At 58.5% G+C, this 25,065-nt stretch carries 26 protein-coding genes and 1 pseudogene; 17 read left to right on the top strand and 10 right to left on the bottom strand.

The features are described from left to right. Positions 1–6: 6 nt before the first annotated feature. From J2Y56_RS10480 to msrA, 7 genes are all read left to right on the top strand, one after another. A complete protein-coding gene (locus J2Y56_RS10480) occupies positions 7–510 on the top strand; it encodes a GNAT family N-acetyltransferase (RefSeq protein WP_310337731.1) in 504 nt (167 codons plus the stop codon). A gap of 144 nt (positions 511–654) precedes the next feature. Then, positions 655–807 (top strand): hypothetical protein, encoded by a 153-nt coding sequence (locus tag J2Y56_RS10475; RefSeq protein ID WP_007946257.1) that lies wholly within the window; start codon positions 655–657, stop codon positions 805–807. A 221-nt stretch (positions 808–1,028) separates the two neighbouring features. Then, positions 1,029–1,358 (top strand): hypothetical protein, encoded by a 330-nt coding sequence (locus J2Y56_RS10470; protein WP_007946256.1) that lies wholly within the window; start codon positions 1,029–1,031, stop codon positions 1,356–1,358. A gap of 677 nt (positions 1,359–2,035) precedes the next feature. Further along, the gene (locus J2Y56_RS10465) at positions 2,036–2,488 is read left to right on the top strand and encodes an Ohr family peroxiredoxin (protein ID WP_007946255.1); all 453 of its coding nucleotides are present in this window, start codon (positions 2,036–2,038) and stop codon (positions 2,486–2,488) included. Positions 2,489–2,594: 106 nt separating this feature from the next. Beyond that, positions 2,595–3,047 (top strand): Ohr family peroxiredoxin, encoded by a 453-nt coding sequence (locus J2Y56_RS10460; protein WP_310337727.1) that lies wholly within the window; start codon positions 2,595–2,597, stop codon positions 3,045–3,047. 143 nt (positions 3,048–3,190) lie between these two features. Continuing rightward, positions 3,191–3,652, top strand: a complete 462-nt coding sequence (locus J2Y56_RS10455; protein ID WP_007946253.1) for a MarR family winged helix-turn-helix transcriptional regulator — start codon at positions 3,191–3,193, stop codon at positions 3,650–3,652. 5 nt (positions 3,653–3,657) lie between these two features. Then, positions 3,658–4,167, top strand: coding sequence for a peptide-methionine (S)-S-oxide reductase MsrA (msrA, locus tag J2Y56_RS10450; protein WP_310337725.1), 510 nt, complete (start codon positions 3,658–3,660; stop codon positions 4,165–4,167). A gap of 55 nt (positions 4,168–4,222) precedes the next feature. On the opposite strand, the gene J2Y56_RS10445 is transcribed toward msrA, so the two are convergent. The 3 genes from J2Y56_RS10445 to J2Y56_RS10435 form a co-directional block, all read right to left on the bottom strand. Continuing rightward, on the bottom strand, positions 4,223–6,889 hold the full coding sequence (locus J2Y56_RS10445; protein ID WP_310350010.1) for an autotransporter outer membrane beta-barrel domain-containing protein: 2,667 nt from the start codon (positions 6,887–6,889) through the stop codon (positions 4,223–4,225). Between the two features lie 208 nt (positions 6,890–7,097). Beyond that, the gene (locus J2Y56_RS10440; protein ID WP_310350008.1) at positions 7,098–8,186 is read right to left on the bottom strand and encodes a polyamine ABC transporter substrate-binding protein; all 1,089 of its coding nucleotides are present in this window, start codon (positions 8,184–8,186) and stop codon (positions 7,098–7,100) included. 39 nt (positions 8,187–8,225) lie between these two features. Then, positions 8,226–9,527: an FAD-dependent oxidoreductase gene (locus J2Y56_RS10435; protein WP_310350006.1), complete on the bottom strand. Its 1,302-nt coding sequence runs from the start codon at positions 9,525–9,527 to the stop codon at positions 8,226–8,228. A gap of 146 nt (positions 9,528–9,673) precedes the next feature. On the opposite strand from J2Y56_RS10435, the gene J2Y56_RS10430 reads away from it, so the two are divergent. Next, positions 9,674–10,585, top strand: a complete 912-nt coding sequence (locus J2Y56_RS10430) for a LysR substrate-binding domain-containing protein (RefSeq protein WP_310350004.1) — start codon at positions 9,674–9,676, stop codon at positions 10,583–10,585. Between the two features lie 122 nt (positions 10,586–10,707). Here the strand turns inward: J2Y56_RS10430 and J2Y56_RS10425 are convergent, their stop codons facing one another. Then, on the bottom strand, positions 10,708–11,586 hold the full coding sequence (locus J2Y56_RS10425; RefSeq protein ID WP_310337716.1) for a putrescine utilization regulator PtrR: 879 nt from the start codon (positions 11,584–11,586) through the stop codon (positions 10,708–10,710). Positions 11,587–11,686: 100 nt separating this feature from the next. Here J2Y56_RS10425 and J2Y56_RS10420 point away from each other — a divergent pair, with 100 nt between their 5' ends. Then, on the top strand, positions 11,687–13,078 hold the full coding sequence (locus tag J2Y56_RS10420; protein WP_310350002.1) for an aldehyde dehydrogenase family protein: 1,392 nt from the start codon (positions 11,687–11,689) through the stop codon (positions 13,076–13,078). Positions 13,079–13,122: 44 nt separating this feature from the next. Here the strand turns inward: J2Y56_RS10420 and J2Y56_RS10415 are convergent, their stop codons facing one another. Then, positions 13,123–13,494, bottom strand: a complete 372-nt coding sequence (locus J2Y56_RS10415) for a nuclear transport factor 2 family protein (protein ID WP_310350001.1) — start codon at positions 13,492–13,494, stop codon at positions 13,123–13,125. A gap of 130 nt (positions 13,495–13,624) precedes the next feature. On the opposite strand from J2Y56_RS10415, the gene J2Y56_RS10410 reads away from it, so the two are divergent. Next, the gene (locus tag J2Y56_RS10410; protein ID WP_310337713.1) at positions 13,625–14,296 is read left to right on the top strand and encodes a glutathione S-transferase family protein; all 672 of its coding nucleotides are present in this window, start codon (positions 13,625–13,627) and stop codon (positions 14,294–14,296) included. Here the strand turns inward: J2Y56_RS10410 and J2Y56_RS10405 are convergent. Beyond that, positions 14,293–15,237: an aldo/keto reductase gene (locus tag J2Y56_RS10405; RefSeq protein WP_310350000.1), complete on the bottom strand. Its 945-nt coding sequence runs from the start codon at positions 15,235–15,237 to the stop codon at positions 14,293–14,295. The two genes, J2Y56_RS10410 and J2Y56_RS10405, sit on opposite strands and share 4 nt — an antisense overlap. A 99-nt stretch (positions 15,238–15,336) precedes the next feature. Between J2Y56_RS10405 and J2Y56_RS10400 the strand changes: the two genes are divergently transcribed. The 6 genes and pseudogenes from J2Y56_RS10400 to J2Y56_RS10375 all read left to right on the top strand — a co-directional run bounded on the left by J2Y56_RS10400 (position 15,337) and on the right by J2Y56_RS10375 (position 20,557). Further along, entirely contained in the window at positions 15,337–16,125 is a 789-nt protein-coding gene (locus J2Y56_RS10400; RefSeq protein WP_310349997.1) for an alpha/beta fold hydrolase, read from the top strand. 104 nt (positions 16,126–16,229) lie between these two features. Further along, a pseudogene (locus J2Y56_RS10395) lies at positions 16,230–16,522 on the top strand (bestrophin family ion channel); the annotation flags it as partial. A 452-nt stretch (positions 16,523–16,974) separates the two neighbouring features. Beyond that, the gene (gene rfaH, locus J2Y56_RS10390) at positions 16,975–17,514 is read left to right on the top strand and encodes a transcription/translation regulatory transformer protein RfaH (protein WP_007944966.1); all 540 of its coding nucleotides are present in this window, start codon (positions 16,975–16,977) and stop codon (positions 17,512–17,514) included. Positions 17,515–17,724: 210 nt separating this feature from the next. Continuing rightward, positions 17,725–19,113, top strand: a complete 1,389-nt coding sequence (locus tag J2Y56_RS10385) for an undecaprenyl-phosphate glucose phosphotransferase (protein ID WP_007944967.1) — start codon at positions 17,725–17,727, stop codon at positions 19,111–19,113. Positions 19,114–19,275: 162 nt separating this feature from the next. Continuing rightward, positions 19,276–19,905 (top strand): hypothetical protein, encoded by a 630-nt coding sequence (locus J2Y56_RS10380; RefSeq protein WP_310349994.1) that lies wholly within the window; start codon positions 19,276–19,278, stop codon positions 19,903–19,905. 19 nt (positions 19,906–19,924) lie between these two features. Continuing rightward, a complete protein-coding gene (locus J2Y56_RS10375; RefSeq protein ID WP_310349992.1) occupies positions 19,925–20,557 on the top strand; it encodes an HTH domain-containing protein in 633 nt (210 codons plus the stop codon). Between the two features lie 128 nt (positions 20,558–20,685). On the opposite strand, the gene J2Y56_RS10370 is transcribed toward J2Y56_RS10375, so the two are convergent. From J2Y56_RS10370 to galB, 3 genes are read right to left on the bottom strand one after another with little or no spacing between them, the layout of a single operon-like run. Then, positions 20,686–21,759, bottom strand: coding sequence for a 4-oxalomesaconate tautomerase (locus tag J2Y56_RS10370; RefSeq protein ID WP_310337704.1), 1,074 nt, complete (start codon positions 21,757–21,759; stop codon positions 20,686–20,688). 2 nt (positions 21,760–21,761) lie between these two features. Continuing rightward, on the bottom strand, positions 21,762–22,478 hold the full coding sequence (locus J2Y56_RS10365; protein WP_310349990.1) for a 4-carboxy-4-hydroxy-2-oxoadipate aldolase/oxaloacetate decarboxylase: 717 nt from the start codon (positions 22,476–22,478) through the stop codon (positions 21,762–21,764). Next, positions 22,475–23,209 carry a 4-oxalmesaconate hydratase gene (galB, locus tag J2Y56_RS10360; RefSeq protein WP_310337702.1) on the bottom strand — a complete coding sequence of 245 codons (735 nt, stop codon included), beginning with the start codon at positions 23,207–23,209 and terminating at the stop codon, positions 22,475–22,477. Before galB ends, J2Y56_RS10365 begins: the two co-directional genes overlap by 4 nt. A 157-nt stretch (positions 23,210–23,366) precedes the next feature. Here galB and J2Y56_RS10355 point away from each other — a divergent pair, with 157 nt between their 5' ends. After that, positions 23,367–24,575 (top strand): LysR family transcriptional regulator, encoded by a 1,209-nt coding sequence (locus tag J2Y56_RS10355; RefSeq protein ID WP_310337848.1) that lies wholly within the window; start codon positions 23,367–23,369, stop codon positions 24,573–24,575. 160 nt (positions 24,576–24,735) lie between these two features. On the opposite strand, the gene J2Y56_RS10350 is transcribed toward J2Y56_RS10355, so the two are convergent. Continuing rightward, positions 24,736–25,065 (bottom strand): OprD family outer membrane porin (locus J2Y56_RS10350; protein ID WP_310349988.1); only part of this gene is annotated, 330 nt, incomplete at its 5' end.

Raw genomic sequence — 25,065 nt, 5'->3', positions numbered from 1 at the left:
CCTCAAATGCCTTCGATAGAACTGCACGCCGCACAGCGCGACGACTTCGACACCCTCGAAAACCTGATGCAGTTCTACGTGTACGACTTCAGCGAATGGCTGCCACTGAAACTGGGTGAGCATGGTTTTTTCAGCATCCAGCCGAAAACGGATTACTGGCGCAACCCCGCGACCCGGCCGTTCCTGATCAGGGTGGACGGTGAGCTGGCCGGTTTCGTGAGCGTGGATGACGACACCCACATCGAGGGTGCCGAGTACAATATCGGCTACTTTTTTGTCAGTCGACGTTTCCGTGGCCAAGGAGTCGCGAAGTTTGTCGCTTCCACCCTCTTGAGCCAATTCCCCGGTCAATGGCAGATTTTTCATATCGATGCGAACCCGGCTGCACGGCGGTTCTGGGCCAAAGTGATGCCTCATCTCACAGGCGATCAATTCACCCTGCATCAGCGGCCCGTAGACGGTTATCCCTGCACCTTCTACCGCTTCCAATGCCCGCCGCCGTCGCCCTGACGGGCGTGTCCGGCCTCCCTTTTTCATTCCAATCCGTTTTGTCAGACAATATGTAGTGCCTGAAAATAATCACTACATAATGGTTGACGCCTCCGATTTGGCCTTGCATGATGCAGACATCTCCCCGATCGGGAGTACCGCAACATGTTTGAGCAAGCTCGTCTGACCGCCGAGCTGTTTTTCCCGGATACACGCTGCCCACAAGGCAGATTGAAGAAGCTGACCTGGCCCGAACGTCCAGTACAAGGACGAGAAGCGCTGGCGATCAATCCTCATGAAGCTTGTGGCCGACCCTGAAAAGTCGGCAGTGGCCTCCAGGTTTTCGCTGCTTCTCTTCGTTGTGACGCTAACGCGTAGCAGTTATTCAACACGACTACATGCAGCAGACGCGGGACCCCGTTGAATTCAACGGCCGACCGCTGACGTCCTGGTTTCGGTGCCAGGGATCAACTAACCGATGGGCTACTTGTATTAGCGACTCAACTTTGAAAAATCACCAAATGGTCAAGGGGCATATTATGAATCTGAACAATCAACCAACTATCGATGAACTGGCTCGTATGTTCGCGGCGCAAAAAGACAGCCTCGACAGCCACATTCTGTGGATCAGCAAATCGGGCCAGGTTCATATCGACTGCCTGTCGCCTCACGCTCATGAAGCGGAGTTCGACCAGAACAACCAGAACCTGCTCGCCCGACTGAAGATGTACCGTCGCGGCCAGGGCTATGTCGGCAAGAAAGCCGCAGCCGACAAGGACTTCATAGGTAATGTTCTGCAAACGCTGAAACAGGCATGGGCATCGTTGCAAAACCAGAACGAAGTTCGGGTGATTGATCGGTTCTACTAATCAAGTGACGTCAGACCTGACTCACTCATAAAAAAGCGCTTCACAGAAAACCGGGAAAGACGTGCTTGATCTTCATGAAAAAGAACTCGCTTTCCCGGTTTTCGTTTGCTTGCTGAATAAACTCTCGTGCAGGTTTGAATGACGACCAGCAGATTTGTTGAAACCAATCTGGTTTGATTCTGCGTCCTGCGACAGCCTGCCTTTTGGGGCAGGCTGTACCGATAGTATTTTTCCGTCCTGCGGTGCTTTTGCAAGGATGGAATCGGTCTAAAAAGCGCGCTTTACGCCGCGCACGCTTTGCTATTCTGAAGTTGTAGGTGAAGACGCAGACTGATGCGCAAACGGATAGCAAGGAGACGTGGGGCACGTCCCGAAGGGTACACGGTTAGAAAGATCTCCGCGTTGAGATCCAGCCCTTACGCCGTGTGAAGCAGAAGTACATAACACTGTTCTGTCAGAGTCCTGATAAACCTTGTAAGCCAGATACCAGCACTGGCCACCTACTCGAAATCCGAAGCCCGCTTATGCGGGCTTTTTCGTTTTTGACCACTCGTCGCGAAGGCGCCCTGCTACACCTTGACACCAATCGGGGTCTGCGAGATTATTATTCAATCGCATACGATACAACCGCATGCGACACAGAAATCAAACTTACTGCAACATTGAGGATTCATCCCATGAGCAAGATCGAAAAAGTCCTGGCCTCCGGCAAAACCCACACCAAAATGAGTGCGGCCGGCGTCACGTCCCGCGGCCATAACGGCACCGTCGACATCCAGCTCTCGTCACCCGGCAATGCAGCCCCTGTGCATGTGTTCGAAGCCACCCAGCCACACCCTAAAGCCGAGCAATTGTTCGCCGGCGCCTGGTCGGCCTGCTACATCGCCGCCGTCGGCCTCGCCGCCAAGCAAATGAACGTCGAACTGCCCAAAGATGTGGCGGTGGATATCGAAGTCGACCTGGGCCAGACCGGTGAGGCGTATTTCCTTCAGGCTCGATTGACGCTGCGTGCACCCGGCCTGTCCCACGAGGTCGCGACGGAACTGGCACACAACGCTGACCAGATCTGCCCGTACTCGAAAGCGACACGCGGCAACATCGACGTGGCCTTGAACGTCATCACGGCTTGAAGAACCGTGTAACCGAGCCAGATATTGGTCTCTAAAAACCCCACATATATCGCATGCGATGTAAGCGCATGCGAAACACAAATCACCAAACTCTCAGGGAATCATCATGAGCAAGATTGCAAAAGTCCTGGCCACCGGCAAAACCCACACCACCGCCAGCAGCACCGGCCACACTTCGCGCGGCCATAACGGCAGCCTCGATATCGCGCTCTCGTCGCCTGGCAACGCCACGCCTGCGCACGTGTTCGCCGCGACCCAGCCGCACCCGACTGCCGAGCAACTGTTCGCCGGCGCCTGGTCGGCCTGCTACACCGCCGCCGTCGGGCTGGTGGCCAATGACATGAACGTGGTGCTGCCGGCAGATATGTCCGTCGACATCGAAGTCGATGTTGGTCAGACCGGTCTGGATTACTTCCTTCAGGCGCGATTGACCCTGCGCGTGCCCGGCCTGACGGACGCCATCGCCAGGACACTGGCCCACACCGCTGACCAAATCTGTCCGTACTCGAAAGCAACGCGGGGCAACATCGACGTGGACTTGAACGTGCTCACAGCGTGATGTCCGGCACGGCGGGTTCGAGTTGTGCGTCGAACCCGCCACCTGCCGCTGATCAACTTGAACTTATCGCTCTTACGACACCATCGCACACGAGGTATATTTCAGCCTTGCGCGACAGCAGTCTTTGACGAATGAGGCCACCGATGAAACCCGACAACCCAGCGGCACCCGCGAGCCCCAAGCTCTCTGACTTTCTGTGTTTTGCGGTCTATTCCACCAACCTCGCCTTCGGCAAGGCGTACAAGCCGATCCTCGAAAAACTCGGCCTGACCTACACGCAATACATCACCATCGTGGCGTTGTGGGAGGAAGATGACCAGACCGTCGGCAGCCTGGGTGAAAAGCTGTTTCTGGAGTCGAACACGCTTACGCCAATCCTGAAAAAGCTCGAAGCGATGGGCTACCTGCAACGCCAGCGCGACCCCGCGGACGAACGTCAGGTGCGGATCAACCTGACCAAAGAAGGCAAAGCCTTGCGCGAAGGCCGCCCGGAAACGGGTCTTGCCGGCGCGACGGGCCTGACCGAGGACGAGTTCACGCAGATGCAGAAAGCAATCGTGAAGCTGCGTAACAACCTGATCAAATCAATGAATACTGAGGAGTGAACGCTATGACCACGCAAACCGAAACCGCGATCCTGGCCGGTGGCTGCTTCTGGGGCATGCAGGATTTGATCAGACGAATCCCCGGCGTGCTGTCTACCCGGGTCGGTTACTCGGGCGGTGATGTGCCCAACGCCACCTACCGCAACCATGGCTCCCATGCGGAAGCCATCGAGATTGAATTCAATCCGGCGGTGATCAGCTATCGCCAGATCCTGGAGTTCTTCTTCCAGATTCACGACCCTTCGACCGCCAATCGTCAGGGCAACGATATTGGCGCCAGCTACCGTTCGGCGATTTTCTATCTCAACGAAGAACAGCGCGATGTAGCCGAGGACACGGCGGCGGATGTCGATGCGTCCGGTCTGTGGCCTGGCAAGGTGGTGACGGAAATCGTCCCCGCCGGCCCGTTCTGGCAGGCAGAGCCGGAACATCAGGACTACCTCGAAAAAGTGCCTAACGGTTACACCTGTCACTTCATTCGGCCGAATTGGAGACTGCCGAAACGCGCGCTGTGAAGTTGCCTGTAGCCGCTGCCGAAATCTTCCCCAGCGGCTACCGCCTTACGGTGAATTACCAGTTGTAGCGATAACCCACGGTCGCCGCCCAAGGCTGTTCGATATTGTTGCCTTTGGTGTATCCCGCTTCAGCGAACACGTTGTGTTTGTCCGCCGCGGTCACCATGACCCCGCCCGCCATTTCGGCACGGGAACCCGGCAGGCGACTGTCGAGTTTCGCACCGCTGACCTTCACGTGACTGTCACCCGCATGCTCGGTGACCCAGGTAGCCTTGGCATAAGGTTTGACGGACACACCGTTAGCCATTTGCAGGTCGCGCCCCAGTGTCCCGCCGACGCGACTTTGCACTGAGACCATCGAATCCTGCTCGACGCTCAAGCCGTTGCTTGCGGTGTAGTGGCCGCCACTGATGTGCGCGACTTGCATCCCGACTTGGGGTTCGGTAAACCAACCCTGGCCCAGTTCGATGTGCTTGCCGAGTTGAACGTCTGCGCTCACGGCGTGATTCTTGTAGTCCGCCTTGACCTTGTCGCCGAGGTTGCTGGTGATGCTGATGTTGTTGTCCAGATAGCTGTATTTCAGTGCGCCGTCGACATACAGCCCGCTGCGGTCCAGGTAGCTGGCATAACCGCCGAGCGTGGTGCTGTCGATCGTGCCTTTGCTGGCCTCGCCGAAATCTTGCCGGCCACGACCCTCGCCGATCAAACCACCCACATAAAGCGTGCCATCGTCGAGGGACACGGCGGTGTCGGCACCGATTTCCAGGCCGTTGAGTTGTTGCGTGAAAGCACGGCTGGTGCCGGTATCCAGGCGTTGTTTGGCGCCATAGGTGCGGGTCCAGACGCCACCCTTGTCCTTACCGGAACGCAGCTCAGCGAAATGCGCCGTGGTGGCGTTCATCTGGGCACTGATCAACGCGGCACCGGCGGCTTGACTGGCCACGGCGGCGTTGGCGCCTTTACTCAGGGTTTGCGCCTTGGGCACCGGCGGTTTCGGTTTGGGAGTATCGGTTGGTACGACTGGTGCTTTGGGTGCGGCTGGCGTGCTTGGCACGTCTGGCTCTACTGGTTCTACTGGTTCTACTGGTTCTACTGGTTCTACCGGAGCTACTGGATTTACCGGTTCTACTGGAGCTACCGGATCTACCGGTTCTACCGGTTCTACCGGATCTACCGGATCTACCGGTTCTACCGGATCTACCGGAGCTACCGGATCTACCGGAGCTACCGGTTCTACCGGAGCTACCGGATCTACCGGTTCTACCGGAGCTACCGGATCTACCGGAGCTACCGGATCTACCGGATCTACCGGATCTACCGGATCTACCGGATCTACCGGATCGACTGGATCGACTGGATCTACTGGATCTACTGGATCGACTGGATTCACTGGCACGTTTAGGCTCGCCAGGTGCCAGTCATTACCCTGCTGCCGCAACTGGTAACGATAGGCTCCCGCATCAACGTGCTCACCCCGCAACTTGAATTCACCGTCGCCGCCATTGCCATCCACCAGCATCCAACCCTGTGCTGCACCAACAGGCTCAGTGCCCGAATCGGCGACCACCAGCGTATGTTTTCCGCTGACTGTTCCGCGCACCTTGAGCAAATCACCATTCCCGGTCGCCAAATCAGTGTTCATCAGAAAGTGGCCGCTGCCAATCAGATCACCGTCGATAGAAAGGGTGTGAAAGCCCTTGGTCGCAGGAGCGGCGAAGCGGACGTTACCACTGATGTAGTTGATATCAGTGAGCGTCGCGTTACCCTGCAGATCCAGCAGCCCACCCTGATTGATGGTCGTATGAGAGGGGTTGGCACCATCAGCCAGCCGCATGACACCGTCCTGGTTGACAATGCTGCCTTTAACATCGGTGCCCATCCCGACATGCATTACTCCTGACTGATTGATGGTGGTACGAATGGCTTTGGCCGAGTTGCTCACGGTCATACGACCGTTTTTTACAGTACTGTCCTCGGCCACAGCGTCGTTCCAAAGCTCTAGGGTTCCCCCGTCAACGGTTGTGCCAATGGCTTTGCTCGTGTTGGCGACTTGAAGATGACCACCTGCTTGCACAACGCTGTCATAGGCTTCAGCACTGTCAAAGACTTCCAGGCGCCCCTTGTCTTCGACAGTGGTTCGAATGCCTTTGGCCGAGCCCAGCAATTCAATTTCACCACCGGCTTGCACAACGCTGTCATAGGCTTCAGCACTGTCAAAGACTTCCAGGCGCCCCTTGTCTTCGACAGTGGTTCGAATGCCTTTGGCCGAGCCCTGCAATTCAATTTCACCACCGGCTTGCACAGTGCTGTCCTCGGCCACAGCGTTTTCAAAGAGCTCCAGCTTCCCCCCCTCGACGGTGATGCGAATGGCCTTGGCCGAGCCCTGCACTTCAATTTCACCACCGGCTTGCAGAGTACTGTCCTCGATCAAACTGTCCTCTCTGGCCTCCAGAAATCCCTTGTCTTTGACCGTGATTCCCGTTGCCCGCCCCTGATCGTGGAGGAAGACATTGCTATTAGTTACGCTGCCGTCTTTGTACACGCCACCGGTGCCGAAACGTACGTCGTAATCATTATTGAGATCCCAAGTCTGTGTTGTCTTGTAGCAACCGCTGTACCAATAGCAAGTAGCCTCAGCCTCACCTGGCGTGGCTCCCAGCACCAACAAAGCGCCCGACACCGACACCGACAATCGAGACAACCGCATACCCAACGCGAACATAAGGATCCACCGACAACAAGAAGAAGAGGCGGCGAATTCTGCTCAGGTGCGGCTTTGGAGTAACGCTGGCGAGTCCTAAGTTTTTGTAGGAGACGGACTACAAAGTCGAGCCCTCCAGCGTGGCCTGAATGTGTTCTTCCTAACGTTCATCACGATTCCGAGAGCGGCCAGATACTCACCGTGATGCACAACCGAAGTTCATCAAATGTCAGGTATTGGTCTTCAACTTGGTCCACAACCGGGTAGTCAACCGTGCGATGGTCGCCGGCAGTTCCTCTACGGTAAACAGTTTATCCAGCACACTTTTTGGCGGATAAATCGCCAGGTCCTGCTTCACGGCGGGCTCCACGAACTCATCCGCGGCACTGTTGGGGTTGGCGTAGTGAATGCTGTTGCTGATGTTGGCAATCACTTGCGGCGTCAGCAGGTAGTTCATGTAGGTGTAGCCGTTCTTCTCGTGGGGTGCGCTCTTGGGCAGAACCACCATGTCAAACCATAGCGTCGAGCCTTCGTCAGGAATCGAATAGGCGATGTTAATGCCGTTATTGGCTTCCTTGGCGCTGGCGGCGGCCTGTACCACATCGCCATTAAAACCGATCACCGCGCAGACATTGCCGTTCGCCAGATCGCTGATGTATTTGGAGGCATGAAAGTACTGCACGTAGGGCCTGATTTTCATTAGTGCCTGCTCGGCTTTCTTGTAATCCGCAGGGTCATGACTGTGCGGCGGCAGGCCCAGGTAGTTGAGGGTGATCGGCAGGACCTGCGTCGGGTTATCAATAATCGCCACCCCACATTCGCTCAACTTCTTGATGTTGTTTTCATCAAAAAACAGGTTCCAGGAACGGGTGACGTCGGTGTTGCCAAAGATCGCTTTGATTTTCTCGACGTTGTAGCCAATCCCGGCCGTGCCCCACATATACGGGTAGCCATACTGATTGCCGGGATCGTTGACCTCGAGTTTTTTCATCAACGCCGGGTCAAGGTTTTTCCAGTTGGGCAGTTGGCTTTTGTCGAGTTTCTGAATCGCCCCGGCCTTGATCAGTCGGGACAGGAAATGGTTCGACGGGCTGACCACGTCATAACCGGTGTTACCGGTCATTAACTTGGATTCCAGCACTTCGTTGCTGTCGTGAATATCGTAAGTGGCCTTGATCCCGGTTTCCTTGGTGAAGTTGACCAGGGTGTCGTCGGCGATGTAGCCGTTCCAGTTGGAAATATTGACCTGTTCGTCGGCATACGTGGCTGCCGAAAACGTCGTGAGCAGGACCATCAAGGGCATAGTGTTAACGCGCATGTTCAATCACCTTTTTGTTCTTTTGTGGTAACCGGTTTTTTAGATTTCTGACTTTGCCCGGATGGCCTCAACGCGCATTCGCAGCATGGCACCGATATCGAGCAGTGGCCGGGGTGGCAGCCAGCCGGGTTGTGCCCGGCGCATCACCGAATCGAGCAGCGGCGAGTCAACGCCTGACGCCAGTTCGGCGAGCAACCGCCCCCACAGAGTGCCGCGCGCTACGCCGGAACCATTGCAACCGGCCACGGCAAACACGCCCTCTTGCGCCTGTGAAAAATACGGTTGCCCGGAACGCGAGGCGCTCAGGTGTCCGGTCCAGGTGTATTGGATGTCTTGCTCGCCCAACCAGGGAAAACGTCGTTGCAAGCCGAGTACATGGTGTTGACGGCGGATCGACAGTTCACTGGCGGACAAATCCCCCGAACGGTATTCCGCCGTGTTGCGGATCATCACGCGACGATCCGGGGTCAGGCGCACCGTGGCGCCAAGGGGACGGGTGGACAAAACGCCCCAAGGTTCGACGTTGCCCATGTCGCGAAACTCGGCGTCACTCAACGGCCGCGTGAGGCTGGCGCTGAGTTCCATGGCAAAGGTGCCGCTGTCCTGGATGCCCGCGCGGGGCACAAAGGCATTGAGACAAACCAGCACCTGTTTCGCCTCGACGCTGCCCTCGACACCGTTGGCCCGCAGACCTCCTTTATCCAGACGCTCAAGGCTGGTGATGTCGGTGTTTTCGTAGACGGTGACCGTCTGGGGCAGCGCATCAAGCAAGCCCTTCACGTATTTCGCCGGTTGCAGCAGCGCGTTGCCATTGCCGCACCAGATCGCTGCGCGGTAATGCCGAGTGCCGAGTGTTTGAGCCAGTTGTTCACCTTCCAGAAACTGCGCCGAGGCGCCAAGTGCTCGCAGCGTTTGCAGCTTTTCCTCGACGTGGGTCAACTTGCCGGGGTCGCTGACGGCGAAGAAATAGCCGGAGTCCCTGAAGTCGCACTCAATGCCGTGGCGGGCAATCATCTCGCCGACTTCTGCACGAGCGGCGCGAGAAATGGTGGTGTCCACTTCAAACTCGGCAAACCCCGGACTGCCGATCAACTCGGCGTTGGTCGGGTGTTCGTGGGCCACCACAAAGCCGGAATTGCGAGCCGAAGCACCTTGCGCCGCACGCTGGCGGTCGACCACCACGATGCGCGCCTGAGGGTGCAATTGTGCGAGGGCATGGGCGGCACTCAGGCCCGTAATGCCGGCACCGATCACCAGCCAATCGGCTTTTTGCAAACCGCTCAGACGATCACGCGCCGGTATGCTTTCGGTTTGCGCGATCCAGCCACATTCATTTTTCATGCATCACCTGCCTGGATTGTCGTTCCCGGCCTGCGCATGCAGTAATCGCATGGACGATGATTGATGGCGGCCGTCATGGCTAGAATCTATTAGGTCTTCGGTGATACAACCAACGTTATAAAATCATCGAGCTATTCTGAAAACGCATGGATAAAATTCGCAACATACCCAATCTCCAGGCCTTGCAGGCGCTGGTGAAAGTCGCTGAAGCCGGCAGCTTTACGCAGGCGGCGCACACGCTGTGCCTGACCCAAAGCGCCGTCAGCCGGCAAATCCAGCAACTGGAAAGCCACTTCGGCGTGCCGATGTTTGTGCGCAGCAGTCGCAGCCTTCGCCTGACACCGGAGGGTGAACTGGTGCTGGGCAGCGCGCGCACCATCCTTGAGCAATTGAAAACCCTCGAAGATCGACTGTCCCCGCAAAAACGCCCTTTGCGCATACGCATGCATGTGTCGCTGGCGGTTCGCTGGTTGCTGCCGAAACTGAGCGATTTCTATCGCCATCATCCGGACATTTCCCTGTCGATCGAGACCGTGGCGACCGAGATCGTCGAGCCGGCCAGCGACAGTGACGCCTACATCCTCTATCTGCCCGAGCCGTCCAGCGATCCGGCATGCCTGACCCTGTTCGAGGAAGCGCTGATTCCGGTGTGTGCCCCCGGTCTCGGCAGTCCGACCCGGCCATTGGCCTCGGTGGAGGATTTGAGGGGTTTCGCGCTGCTGCATCGTTCGGCGGACAAGCAAGCCTGGATCGACTGGCTGGCAGCCAATGGCGGCCAGTCGCTGGAGGATTACCGCCACATCCCTTTCAATCTCGATGAATTGGCGCTGGATGCCGCCGCGCGCGGACTGGGGGTGGCCATGACGGACATGAGCCTGGCCGAGGAATCGATCGAACGTGGCGTGCTCATCGTCCCGTTTGGTCATCCCTTGAAGACCCGAGGATGTTATTCGCTATGCCTGCAACCCTCGGCCGCATCGCATCCGGCATGCGCGCTGATCATGCAATGGTTTGCCGGCCAGGCTGAGGGGATGGCAAGTACCCGCAAATCCTACTGACCACCACAGATCCCCTGTGGGAGCGGGCTTGCTCGCGAAAGCGGTGGGTCAGTCAACATCCCTTTTGAATGTCAGTCCGCATTCGCGAGCAAGCCCGCTCCCACAGGGGTTTTGGGGTGGGTTCAGGGTTGTGGCTGCACCACCCCGCGCTCTTCCAGCAGGCGCACAAACATGGTCAGGCTGCGGGACACCGTGCCTCGGCGCCACACCAGCCAGGTGCGCAAATACCGGAACGATTGCGACAATGGCCAGATACTTACCGTGGTGCATCCCGGCATGCTTTCCAGCATGCTGCGCGGCATCAATGCCAGGCCGGCACCGGCGCTGACACAGGCCAGCATGCCGTGATAGGACTCCATTTCGAAAATCTTGCCCGGCACCGCCGCGTCCTGGGTGAACCAGCTTTCGAAGTGGTGCCGGTACGAGCAATTGGAGCGGAAAGCGTAGATGTTTTCGCCGTTCACATCCTGCGCGCGATGGATCGGCGAATGGTTGAGCGGCGCGATCAGCACCATCTCTTCCTCAAACGCCGGCACGCCCTCCAGTGCCGGATGCAGCACCGGCCCGTCGACAAACGCGGCAGCCAGTCGCCCCGATAACACCCCGTCGATCATGGTCCCCGAAGGCCCGGTGGACAGGTCCAGTTCAACCTTGGCGTGTTTCTGGTTGTAGGCGGCCAACAACTCGGGAATTCGCACCGCCGCCGTACTTTCCAGTGACCCCAGGGGAAACGCACCTTGCGGTTCTTCACCCGCCACGGTGGCGCGGGCTTCCTGCACCAGGTCAAGGATGCGCCGGGCATAGTCGAGAAAACTCCAGCCGGCCGGCGACAAACGCAGGCGGCTTTTCTCGCGGATAAAAAGGTCCACGCCCAGATCCAGTTCCAGCTGCTTGATCCGCGTCGTCAGGTTGGAGGGCACCCGATGGATGTGCTGCGCGGCCACGCTGATGCTGCCGTGCTCGGCAACCGCCTTGAAAATCTCCAGCTGAACCAGATCCAAGTCATTCTCCAAACGTGAACGTTATACTCAGTATTATTCAGTTTCCAGAAAATAGACACCCCCGTAACCTGAGCGCATCCCCACCCAGCAGGACGGTGCCATGAACAGCGTTTCCAGCCTTACCCACGCGATTTCGATCAACCCGGCTACAGGCGAGCAGATCGGCCACTACCCTTTCGAGTCCGAAGCGGCCCTGCAAGCCGCCCTGGCGCGGGCCGCTGGCGGGTTTCGCGTCTGGCGCAAAACAGCCGTCGAGCAACGCTCGCAGTTATTGATCGCTCTGGCTCGGGCACTTCGTGACAGTGCGGACAAAATGGCCACCATGATCACCCTGGAAATGGGCAAGCCGATCACCCAGGCCCGCGGCGAAATCGAGAAGTGCGCGCAGCTCTGCGAGTGGTACGCCGAACACGGCCCGGCCATGCTCAACGCCGAATCGACCCTGGTTGAAGGCGGCAAGGCGCGCATTGAATACCGCCCGCTCGGGCCGATTCTCGCGGTAATGCCGTGGAACTTCCCGATCTGGCAGGTGCTGCGCGGCGCAGTACCAGCGCTGATTGCCGGCAACACTTATGTACTCAAACATGCGCCGAACGTGATGGGCAGCGCTTACCTGCTTCTGGAAGCCTTCAAGAACGCCGATTTCCCTGAAGGCGTTTTCGAAGTTCTGAACATCACGCCCGACGGTGTTTCCACCGCAATTGCCGACCCTCGTATCGCGGCGGTGACCCTCACCGGCAGCGTGCGCGCCGGCATCGCCATCGGCGCTCAGGCCGGTGCGGCGTTGAAGAAATGCGTGCTGGAACTGGGCGGTTCCGACCCCTTTATCGTGCTCAACGATGCCGACCTTGATGAAGCGGTCAAAGCCGCCGTCATCGGTCGTTACCAGAACACCGGGCAAGTCTGCGCGGCGGCCAAGCGCTTGATCGTCGAGCAAGGCATTGTCGAGGAATTCACGCGCAAGTTCGTCGAAGCCACGGGCAAACTGGTGGTCGGTGATCCACTGGCCGCCAACACGTACATTGGCCCGATGGCCCGTTTTGATCTGCGTGATGAGCTGGATCAACAAGTGCGTGCCACCCTGGAAGAAGGCGCAACCCTGTTGATGGGCGGCAAGAAGGCTGAAGGCCCAGGCAACTTCTATGAGCCGACCGTGTTCGCCGATGTCACCGATCAGATGACCTCGTTCAAGCAGGAACTGTTCGGTCCGGTGGCGTCGATCATCACGGCGCGGGACGCTGCACATGCCTTGGCGCTGGCCAATGACAGTGAGTTCGGCCTGGCTGCAACCGTTTACACGGGCAATGTCGAACTCGCCCAACAGATGGCCGCTGAGCTGGAAACAGGTGGCGTGTTCATCAATGGCTACTGCGCGTCCGACCCGCGCGTGACCTTCGGCGGTGTGAAGAAAAGCGGTTTTGGCCGCGAACTGTCGCACTTCGGGGTCCGCGAGTTCTGCAATGCGCAGACCGTGTGGCTGGATCGTCGCTAAGCGAAAAACGCTGCCTGGGAGTCGATGGCTCCCAGGCAGCGGTTTTATTCGTGCAGGTAATAGAGCTTGTTAACAATCATCCAGCGCCCTTTGATTTTCAGTAACGACAAATAATCCGTGAAGCGCATGCCAACGTAGTCATCAATCACTTTGGCGGCGGCGGCATCCCCGGTGATATCGACGCTGATCGTTTCCCAGGACGGTTTGACCTCTTTGGGCGCCGGCCCTTCGGCCCTGATCGCGCTGACAAAATCATCCAGCGATAACCATTCCAGCTCGCCATGGTAGTGACCAATGATGCGACAAGCGGGATGAAACGCATGCCGCACCAGCACTTCGTCGGCGAACACCATCCCTTCTACATAATTGCGAATCACAACGCTGATGTGCTCCCTGTCCAGCGAATGAACAGCCATGACATACCTCCAGCTTTATCGTCCTCACACCGCAGGTGAGGGCTCAACCTCAAAAGTCTAGCACCGCCATTCGGACCGTCGCGGACGGCGACTATGCTGAGGGAGGCCACTTCCTGGGAGGAGCTGAACGATGTCACTGACGCTTTATTACCATCCACTGTCGTCGTACTGCCACAAAGTACTGATTGCGCTCTATGAACACGGGGTCGACTTCGAAAAACGGATCATTGATCTGGGCAACGCTGAAGAAAAAGCAGAGTTGCAGGCGCTATGGCCGATCGGCAAATTCCCGGTTTTTCGCGATCACACTGCTCAGTTCGATGTGGCGGAATCCACGATCATCATTGAATACCTGGATCATTATTTTGCCGGGCAAACCCGCTTGATTCCGGGGAATTGGGACACTGCGTTGGAGGTCCGTCTGTGGGACCGGATCTGCGATAACTATTTGCAGACTCCAGTGCAACACATTGTCCTGGATCGCATCATCGGTGCGAACGGCAATCTGACCCCGCAGCGCTCCACTCTTCAGACCGTGTACGGCATGCTCGACCGTCAACTGGCGACCAGCACCTGGCTGGCCAGCGACGAGTTCAGCCTGGCCGATTGCGCCGCCGCCCCGGCACTTTTCTATGCCAGTACGCTGGAGCGGATTCCTGAAGAGCAAAGCCACTTGAACGCCTATTTCGACCGGCTGATGGACAGGCCGTCGGTACAACAGGTGATCGACGAAGCCAGGCCTTACTTCTCGCTCTACCCGTTTGAGCAAGACATCCCGCAACGGTTTTACCCACGCCCCTAACGCACGATATCGATCAACTGCTCACGCTGTGCGCCCGTGAGCATGGGCCCGAAACCGGCACCGGCATTGTCCGCCATGTAACGCGGATTACCGGTGCCGGGGATCACGCAGGTCACCGCCGAATGGGACAACAGGAACTTCAACGCCAGTTGCGCCCAACTGTTGACCCCCACTTGCGCGCCCCACCCGGGCAGAGGCTTGCCCTTCAATCGTTCGAGCAAACCACCGCCGCCGAACGGCCGGTTGCAGATCACCGCCACACCGCGTTCACGACACAGCGGCAAAATGCGTTTCTCGGCACCACGATCGTCCAGGGCATAGTTGATCTGCAAAAAATCCACCGGTTCGACCTTCAGCAGCGCTTCTACTTCGTCGTACGCCGACGCCGTGTAATGGGTGATGCCGATGTAGCGAATGCGCCCTTGTTCCTTCCATTGGCGCAACGTCGGCAAATGGGTTTTCCAGTCCAGCAGGTTGTGGATCTGCATCAGATCGATGCGATCGGTTTGCAGCAAACGAAAGGACTGCTCCATCTGTGCGATGCCCTCCTCGCGGCCGCTGGTCCACACCTTGGTGGCGAGAAAGGCCGGCGAACGCGGTTCATGGATCGACAACAACTCACCTGTCGTCTGTTCGGCGCGGCCATACATGGGCGAGCTGTCGATGACCGTGCCACCCTTCTTGAACAAGGCGCTGAGCACCTCCGGCAATTGTTTGTAGGCGGGGCTGGAAGGCTCGACATCGAAGCCGCGATACGTGCCCAACCCAACGATGGGCAATGGCTCGGCGCTGGATGGAATGGCGCGGGTCAGCATGGTCTTGCCTCCTGTTTCCGTCGACGGCGCAGAAGTTGCCAACGCCCGATCGAAGGTGAAAACCGCCGAAGCACCGGCAGCCAGCGTGAGTAGTTGTCGACGCGTGTATCCGTCAGTGTGGCTCATCGTATTTGCCTGTGTGGCCCACCCCTGTGTGCCCCGATACCGTTGAACTAAACTCTGGCACTGATTACGTGTTAGCGGTCCTCGACTCCAGAGCCATCAATGTCGCCCCCTAAAGTTAGTCGAATGTTCAGAACCCTGGCGTTTTCCATCGTCATCATTGCCGCGTTGTACCTGGCGCTGTGTGCGGCCTTGTTCGTGTTTCAGCGCGCCCTGATCTACTTCCCGCAACCCAGTGCCGTCGATACACCGGCTTCGCTGCTGACGCTGGCTGTCGAGGATGCGCAGGTGCAGGTGACTGTCCGGCCCCATGACGGCCCCAATGCGCTGATCTATTTCGGCGGCAATGCCGAGGATGTCTCTCGCAACCTGGCCGGGTTTTCGCAGGCGTTTCCCGAACATGCGTTGTACTTGATGCACTACCGAGGGTACGGCGCCAGTACCGGCTCACCGTCCGAAGAGGCGATTGCGCGCGATGCCTTGACCTTGTTTGACACGGTCTATAACCGCCATCCGACTATTGCAGTGGTCGGTCGCAGCCTCGGCTCAGGCGTTGCCGTGCGCCTGGCGAGTCAACGCCCGGCGTCGCGGCTGATTCTGATCACGCCTTACGACAGCCTGGAAGGCGTCGCCAAACAGCGGTTCCCGTGGTTTCCGGTGAAGTGGCTGTTAAAGGACCGATTCGAATCCTGGCGATACGCAGCCCACATCACGGTGCCAACGTTGTTGATCGCCGCCGGGCATGACGAGGTCATACCGCGCTCAAGCACGCTGCAGCTCTACACCCGTTTCGCCCCCGGCGTGGCGACGCTGAAGGTGATACCGGACGCTGGTCACAACTCCCTTTCCGCCAGCCCCGAATACCTCAAGTTACTGGGCGATGGATTATGAGTGCGCGCCCTTTCATAGACCGCATCGATCATGCGGTAACGCAGAGTGATTGGACTCAGCCCCCGCTTGCTCTTAGCCTGCGCGCGATGCGAAACAGCTGAAGGCCGAACTCCTACACCTTGTTGCTGCACCGAACCAGCTACCTTTTCTGCTTCCTCCTGCCCTTCGCCATGGCCGAACCCCTGGGCTGGATGATTCCGATTTTCACGGCGATTGTCAGCTACACGTATTTTGGCCTGGACGCGAGTGGCGATGAGCTGGAGGACCCTTTTGGCCGCGACGAAACGATCTGCCCCTCGACGCATTCGTGCGCACCATCGAGCGGGAAATCCCCACGGCCATGGGAGAAACCCAACTACCTCCGGTGCTGGTGCCAGTGGACTTTGTGTTGCGGTGATTTCACCGACTTCGGTGAACCCTCGCTAAAACAATTACTTAAGCACCCGCTTAATCTCTATAGGATAAAAGGCATGCTTTTTGACAAGGAACGTTTGACAGTTCGCCAAGAGTGGCCGATAACTATACCGGTCTGTTGGTACAGGACACGAGTGCAGACTATCTCGTTAGCGACTGTTCGGCAGATCTCTTTCAATGTAATTTTTTCGCGGGTCCATGTGCAGACCGTGCGGTAGCTTTGCCCGCTGAAAAGTTCACTTCAAGCTTATGTCAATGTAATGCACGATATAGCGTCACGTTATTGATTCATGCACTTTCGTGAGGCATTTTGTGATTCATTAGCGATACACAGCTGCGCACCTCTAAAAAAACAAATCTATTCGATTAGAACTTCCTGGGTCTCAATAGAGCCACTGCCCTGCCTAAACTTTTCAATTCAAAGAGTTTACCAGCATGTCAGCACAGAGTTCCGACCGGTCTAATTGGTACCTTCTGCAATGCAAACCCCGGCAGGATGAGCGCGCCCACCTCAACCTGCTTCAACAAAACTATGTGATATTTCACCCGCAGCTGGTGAGTGAACGCGTGATACGCGGAAAACGTGTCAGCGGGCTGGAATCGCTGTTCCCCGGGTATTTGTTTATCCGCCTCAGCCGTAACGACAATTGGGCGCCCATACGTTCTACCCGCGGCGTCAGTCGCATTGTCGAATTTAATCATGGTCCTGCGACGGTGGCCGAGTGCGTCATCGAGCATCTGCGTGCGCGCTGTGTTGAATCCACGGAACTGCACGCCGATCATGACCTGACTCCCGGCGAACACTTTCAAATCATTGGAGGCCCATTGTCGCCACTGGAGAGCATCTTCATATCTTCGCTTGGGGCCGAGCGGGTCATGATCCTGTTGCAGTTTCTTAATCGCGATCAAACGATTTGTGTTCCAAGCAGCGATCTCGAACGCCGGCACATCCCACTTCATAAAAACGTGGTTTAACTTCACACCCACTTTCTTATTACCAGAAAGTTACAAAGATAACTTCCAGGCATTAGAAACCAACAAACAGTCCGCCATAAAAAAAGCTGCCTCAACGCCATAACAAAAAAACTTGCTTCGCCTCTGCCGAACTACGGAAAAGCCTGCGGGAGCCACGCCGTGTCTGCCCGTCCAGTGCTGGTGCACTACTTCTGCTCTGAGGTTAAGCCCATGACTCCGCTCTATACCGCTCACATGACACACCGCCGCGGCCTGACGTTCTGGGGGCAGTGGGTGTGCGCAATGACGCTGACCACCTCGCTGCTGATGCTACTCGTGTGGTGGCGCGTCGGCAGCCTGACCAGCGATTACCGGATTCTGCTGATTCTGACCGTGCTCGGCTCGGTGCCGATCTACAGCCTGATGCAGGTCTACCACAAGCGGCATGGCCTGTTGGCCGGGCTCGGCCGATTGCTCGCTGGCTGGCTAATCCTGCTGGCTGTTCTAGGGGCCATTGCCTTCATCACCCAAACCAGCGCGGTTTATTCGCGCCAGGTCATCATGGTCTGGGCGGTGATGGGGTTTGTGATTCAGGCGCTTAGTTTTCTGCCTTTGCATTTCCTCGCCCGGTTGCACTCGCGAAAGGTCTGCAATGAACGCCGCTCGGTGATCATCGGCACCAGTCCGACCGCCCATGATCTGGCGGAAAAACTTTCCCGGCCGAACCGCGCACTGGTCCTGGGCTTCATCGCCGCCGACGACAGCGGCCCGGCACCCAGCAATTTGCCGCTACTGGGCCGGGTCGACGGAATTCGAGACATCATCACCCGGCTGAACGTGCGGCGCGTCTATATCGTCTTGACGATGGAGCATGCCGCCACCATCGAAGCCATGTACATCGACCTGCTGGACATGAGCGTCGACGTGGTGTGGATCCCGGATTTGGGCAGCATGGTGCTACTCAACCATTCGATCTCGGAAATCGAGCGGATGCCGGCTATCTACCTCAACGAAAGCCTGATCAGCTCGCACCCCGCCAGCCTGATTTGCAAGGATCTGTTCGAACGCAGCCTGGCGGCCATGGCCCTAATGGTGCTCAGCCCGCTGCTGTTGATGGTCGCGGCGGCCGTCAAGCTGAGCTCCCCTGGCCCGGTGTTGTTCAAGCAAAACCGCCACGGGTGCAACGGTGAAGTGATCAACGTCTGGAAGTTTCGGTCGATGCGCGTTCACGACGACCGCGAAGTGCGCCAGGCCACCCGTGAAGATGATCGCGTTACGGCGGTGGGACGCTTCCTGCGCCGCAGTTCCATCGACGAGTTGCCGCAGCTGTTCAACGTGTTGTTCGGCCAAATGGCCCTGGTCGGACCCCGTCCGCATGCCGTGACCCACAACATCTACTACACCGGCAAAGTGCGCGCCTACATGGCCCGCCATCGCCTCAAGCCAGGCATTACCGGGTTGGCCCAAGTGACCGGGCATCGCGGTGAAACAGAAACAGTGGAAAAAATGCAGCTGCGCGTCGCCCAGGACCTTAACTACATCAACCAATGGTCACTGTGGCTGGACATCAAGATTCTGATCAAGACGCCCTTCACGCTGTTCTCGAAAAACATCTACTGATGTCCTGCTCTTACACTGCGCACTGCGGCCACAACGTGGTGCGCGCCAATAATTACGATCAACCCGACCGTTGATCCGCAAGTTTCTTTGCGGCCCAATAAAAACATATATTGATGCTTTAATTGATATTGTCGAACCATCCCACGAATAGAGGGTGCCGTGATGAATATCAAAACCTGGGCTTTATTGTTGTTGGCGCTGTGCGCTCAACCCGTCTGGAGCCAGACGCCTCCCGCCACACCACCCGCCGCCGACAGCGCGGCCCTCACCACTCGCCTCGCATTGCGCGACCTGTGGGCCGAGCATATTTTCTGGATCAGAGACTACGTGGTTGCCAACCAGGCAGGCGACAGGGCGCAAGCCAAAGTCGCGGCTGAGCAGGTCGTCAACAACGCCACCCAAATCGCCAATAGCATCGCCCCGCTTTACGGCCAGCCTGCCGCCGATCAACTGCTCAAGCTGCTGGCCGGTCACTGGGCTGCAGTGAAACACTACAGCGACGCCACCGTTGCCAAAGATGCGAAAGGCAAGCAAGCCGCCGTCGCCGAATTGACCAGTAACGCCAAGGCAATTGCCGCTTTCCTGGCCACAGCCAACCCCAACTTGCCTGAAGCCACATTGGTCACAATGCTATCGGCCCACGGCGGGCACCATGTCAGTCAGATCAATCAAATCGCCGCACATGACTATGCCGGCGAAGCCAGCACCTGGCACATGATGCGCGTTCATATACAGGCGTTGGCCGACGCGCTGACGGCGGCACTGGTCAAACAGTTTCCGGACAAATTCTGATACCGAGCGAGGACACGCCATGCTTGAAGGACTGGGCCGCACCCAGCAGGACTTGCTCAATGCGCTGCTGCACCATGCCAATGGCATGAGCATTGACGAGCTGGCTGAGCAATTGGCCGTCACCCGCACCGCGATTCGCCAGCACCTGGCGGCGCTGGAGGGGGCCGGCCTGGTCCTGCGCGGGGACACGCGCCCGACAGGTCGGCGTCCGGAGCAACTGTATCGGCTCACCGAGCATGCGAAAGAACTGTTCCCCCGCCAGTATCAGTTGCTGGCCAGCGTCCTGATCGACGAAGTGGCTGACATCATCGGACCCGAAGCGCTCGCGTCGCTGATGCGCAGCATGGGTCGCAAACTGGCGCTGGACCGCGAACAGCACGTGGTAGACGAAGGCAAAATCGTGCAGCACATGAATCAGGCCGGATACGAAGCCGAAGTGATCTTTCGCTCCTCGGGCGACAAGGAAATCGTCGCGCACAATTGCGTGTTCCACCGCCTCGCTGCCGCTCATCCGGTGGTGTGCGAGCTGGACCTGGCCTTGATCGGTGCATTGGGCGGTGGTGAGGTCGACCATACGGAATGCATGGTTCGGGGCGGGAATGTTTGCCGGTTCAAACTGCGGCCGATTGAGGGTCAGGATGACGAGGACTGACGGACCGCGCAGTCCCCTGTGGGAGCTGGCTTGCCAGCGCAAGCGGCGGTCGCGTTTTTAGGTAGGTAAGGCGATGGCCATTGCCAGCACGATCAACCCCAGATTGCGCGACAGCCCAATAATCTTCACTACGACCAAATCGCTTGCGGAACGAACACCACGCCCTCGAACAACAAACGTGCGGTGCGCATCAACCCACAACCGGCCAATTGCCCTTCCTTCAGACGCAATTCCACGGTGAATTCGCCGGTCGGATGTTCAATCGACAACCGCCGCACCTCCCCCTCGCCAACACTGGCCAACCCCGTCGCGACCGTGCCTTCGATCAAACAGGCCGCCGCCACACTGACCGCACCAAAGACACCAATGCTGGTGTGGCAACGATGCGGAATAAAGCTGCGGGTGCCCAGTGCCCCGCCCCCTTGCGCCGGCGCCACCAGGCACATTTTCGGTACGTTACGCTTGCTCACATCCCCCAGATTCATGCGCGGCCCGGCTTGCAGGCGAATGGCTTCGATACGGGCCTTGAGCTCGACGTCGGCGTCCAGTTGCTCGGGGCTTTCATAACCGCTGCAACCGAGCGCCTGGGCACGGATCAGCACCACCGGCATGCCATTGTCGATGCACGTGACGTACACACCGTCGAACATATCCAGCGCATTGCCAGTCGGTAGCAATGCACCACAACTGGAACCGGCGACGTCCTCGAATTCGACAATCAGCGGCGCGGCCTGCCCCGGCACGCCATCAATTCGCGCATCGCCTGAATAGCGCACGGTTCCGTCCGGCGTGGGGACATGCGCTACGGCGATCTGCCCGGTGTTTTCCATGAAGATTCGCACCGGGGTTTCGTCGCCGGTCACCGCCACCAAACCGCGCTCGATGGCAAACGGTCCGACCGCCGCGAGAATGTTGCCGCAGTTCTGCCCGTAATCGACGCGAGCCTCTTCCACCAGCACCTGGGCGAACAGGTAATCAACGTCTGCCTCGGCGCGCGCAGAGGGTTTGATGATCGCCACTTTGCTGGTCAGCGAGTCGCCACCGCCGAGGCCGTCGATTTGACGTTTGTCCGGCGAGCCCATGACGGCCAGCAGCACCTGCTCGCGCAGCGCCGGCTGATCGGGCAAATCACTCGCCAGAAAATACGCGCCTTTGGACGTGCCACCGCGCATCAGCAGGCAGGGAATACGGGTTTGTCCCATGTTCAGTTTCCAAGTTCGTCGAGACTGTCCACATAGCGCAAGCCCTTCTCGGCCAGCCGGCCACGCATGTTGTAGATATCCAGGCCTAATTCACCCTTGGCCAGGCGCAAGGCCTTCTGTTCTTCCAGATCAGCACGGGCGCGGCTGGATTCAACGACCTGCGGCACTTCGGCGCGACGCACGATGACCACGCCGTCGTCATCGGCTACCACCACATCCCCCGGATTGACCAACTGACCACCGCATACCAGCGGCAGGTTGACCGAGCCCAGGGTTTCTTTGATCGTGCCTTGGGCACAGACGGCGCGGGACCACACCGGGAAGCCCATTTCGCGCAGCGTATGGGTGTCGCGCACCCCGGCATCGATCACCAGCGCGCGCACGCCGTGAGCTTTCAACGAAGTCGCCAGCAGGTCGCCGAAGTAACCATCGGTGCACGGTGAACTGGGGGCAACCACCAAAATGTCGCCGGGCCGGCATTGCTCTACCGCCACATGGAACATCCAGTTATCGCCCGGTGCGACCAGCACGGTGACCGCTGAACCGCTGATGACGGTTCCCTGTTGGATCGGGGTGATGTTCGACGCCAGCAAGCCCTTGCGGCCTTGCGCTTCATGGATGGTGGCGACGCCGAAACGTCCCAGCTCTTTCACCAGCGATGCCTCGGCACGGGGGATGTTGCGCACCACAATGCCGGTTTTTCCGATGTGTTCGCTCATCCCAGGTTCTCCGTCACACGCGGGAAGAGGCTCTGGTAGCCCTCGCCGTAAACGATATTGCGAGTCGAAGTGATGCCGACGTTGCGTTTGGCTTGCACGCCACGTTGCAGGGCCACACGGGTGTAGTACTCCCACAGGTGTTCCTGACCGGCCATGCACTGGATCGCCGCGTACTTTTTGTCCCAGACATCGGTGATGTCCAGCAGCACGTCCGGGCGCCATTCGCACTGTTCTGGCTGGTGCGGCTCGAAGCTGTACACCGGCGGTGCGCCGACGATTTTCTCGCCCGGGTTGTAGCCCTCGGCCTGGGCGATGATGCGCGCCTCTTGCGTCAGGTTCATGGCCAGCGGGTGGTCGTAGTTGTAGGGGTCTTTCAGCGAATGGCTGAGGACGAATTCCGGCTGGACCCGGCGAAAGACATCAGCCAGGCGGAATAGCGTTTCCTTGTCAGCGCGCATCGGGTAGTCACCGATGTCGAAGAACTCGACGCTGGCACCGAGAATATCGGCGGCGGCCTGCGCTTCCTCGCGGCGTGCGGCTTTGACTTTCGACTCGGTCATTTCGCCCTTACGCCAGAGCTTGGCGGACTCACCGCGCTCGCCGAACGACAGGCAAACAATGTGCACGCTGTAGCCCTGCTGCGCGTGCAGTGCGATGGCACCGCCCGCACGCCAGACGAAATCGGCAGAGTGTGCGCTGACAACCAGCGCGTTTTGGGATGATTCGATCATTGCGGGGGCTCCTCCTGCGGTTCGAAAGAGCATCGCACCGGGGCCCATCGACGGAGTAATGCGTTCGAGTGTTCGAGGTATGCGTTTTTTTTATTGCCTCCCCTTGAGCGCAGAGGCATAGTCCGGCTGAACGCGGATCAGCCGAGCATGCCCCCCCATGGAAACCCTTGAACTTCCCAGCCTGATGCACGTGCGCGCCTTTGTCCGGGTGGCCGATCACGGCAGTGTGTCCAAGGCTTCGGTGGCGCTGTTTCGCGCCCAGTCAGTGGTCACCCGCTCGATTTCCGAATTGGAGGCGCGGCTTGATGTGCCCTTGTTCGAACGGCACGCCAACGGCATGCGATTGACCGATTTTGGTGAACGCTTGTTGCCCCGCGCACGGCGTGTGCTGGCTGAACTGGACAGCGTGCCGAGAATGCTTGGCGCCGGCGACAAACAGGCGGTCGAGCCGTTGTACCTGTTCCAGGCCCGGCGCCTGCAAGTGTTCGTCAAACTCTGTGAAACTCACCACATGCAGACCGTGGCCAGCCTCTTGGGCCTGAGCCAGCCTGCGGTCAGTTCGACGCTTAAGGTGCTGGAAAGCGGTTGTGGTCAAACCCTGTTCGAACGCACGCCGCGCGGGTTACAGCCGACCCGGGCCAGCCATGAAATCCTGTTTCCGATCCGCCGGGCGCTGAACGAATTGCGTCATATCGAAACCGACATCACCGCCATTCGTGGTGCATTGCAGGGCGTGGTGCAGGTCGGCGCCCTGCCCTTGGGCCGCACGCGTATCCTGCCCGAAGCGATCGTGCGCTTGATGGCCGAACACCCCGGCATTCAGGTGATCACCAATGAGAGCCCGTTTGATCTGCTGGCGACGGAACTGCGTGCCGGCGATGTCGATTTCATTTTTGGTGCCTTGCGCTCGGCAGCGTATGCCAGCGACCTGAGCGGCGAGTCGCTGTTCAACGAAGACATGGTGGTGTTGGCGCGGCGTGATCATCCGCTTGCGACACAATCCGATCTGCACCAGGCGCTCGGCTCCACGCAATGGGTGCTGCCGCGCGCCGGCTCCCCCGCCCGAAAAATGCTTGATGAATGCTTTACCGGGTTCGGCATCGCCGCCCCACGGCCCGTGGTGGAAAGTGCCGACATGGCGATCATTCGCGGGTTGTTGCTGCGCTCGGACATGCTCGCGGCGGTGTCCGCCCACCAGCTCGAACAGGAGATTGCCTCCGGTGAACTGTGCATCCTGCCGCTGCGGCTGAAACAGACCACCCGCGCCATCGGCCTGACCTACCGCAACGGCTGCCTGCATTCACCGGTGGCTCAGGCCTTGATGGACATGATTCGTCGGGTGATTCGCGAAGAAGCAGCCCTGTAGCAGCTGGCGCAGCCTGCGTCCGGCTGCGCAGCAGTCGTAATTCTGAATGCGCGCTCCTACTGACACACCGAGTCGCCTGGTTTGGCGACTGCTGCGCAGTCGGACGCAGGCTGCGCCAGCTGCTACAAAGATTGTGCAATCGCCAATCAAATGATGACCGTTAGAGCAGGCTCAATGGATAGCTGATGATCAAACGGTTTTCATCAAACTCATTGGTGCTGTAATCGCGACGGATGGTCGAGTTGCGCCACTTGACGTTGAAGCTCTTCAACGGGCCGCTTTGTACGGTGTAGCCCAGTTCCGATTCGCGGCCCCATTCCTTGCCATCGGTGATGGTGCCGGTGTGGATGTTGTCGCCGCTGATGTAGCGGTTCATCAACGTCAGGCCGGGAACACCGAGGGCGACGAAGTTGTAGTCGTGGCGCACCTGCCAGGATTTTTCCTGGGCGTTGTCGTAGCTGGAGTTATAGCTGTCGTTGGCCAGGGTGCC

Origin of the sequence: Pseudomonas sp. BE134, from assembly GCF_031456105.1 — a bacterium.
Classification (GTDB): Bacteria; Pseudomonadota; Gammaproteobacteria; order Pseudomonadales; family Pseudomonadaceae; genus Aquipseudomonas.
Note: the sequence above shows the minus strand (reverse complement) of the source record. Positions and strands in the feature narration are given on the sequence as shown.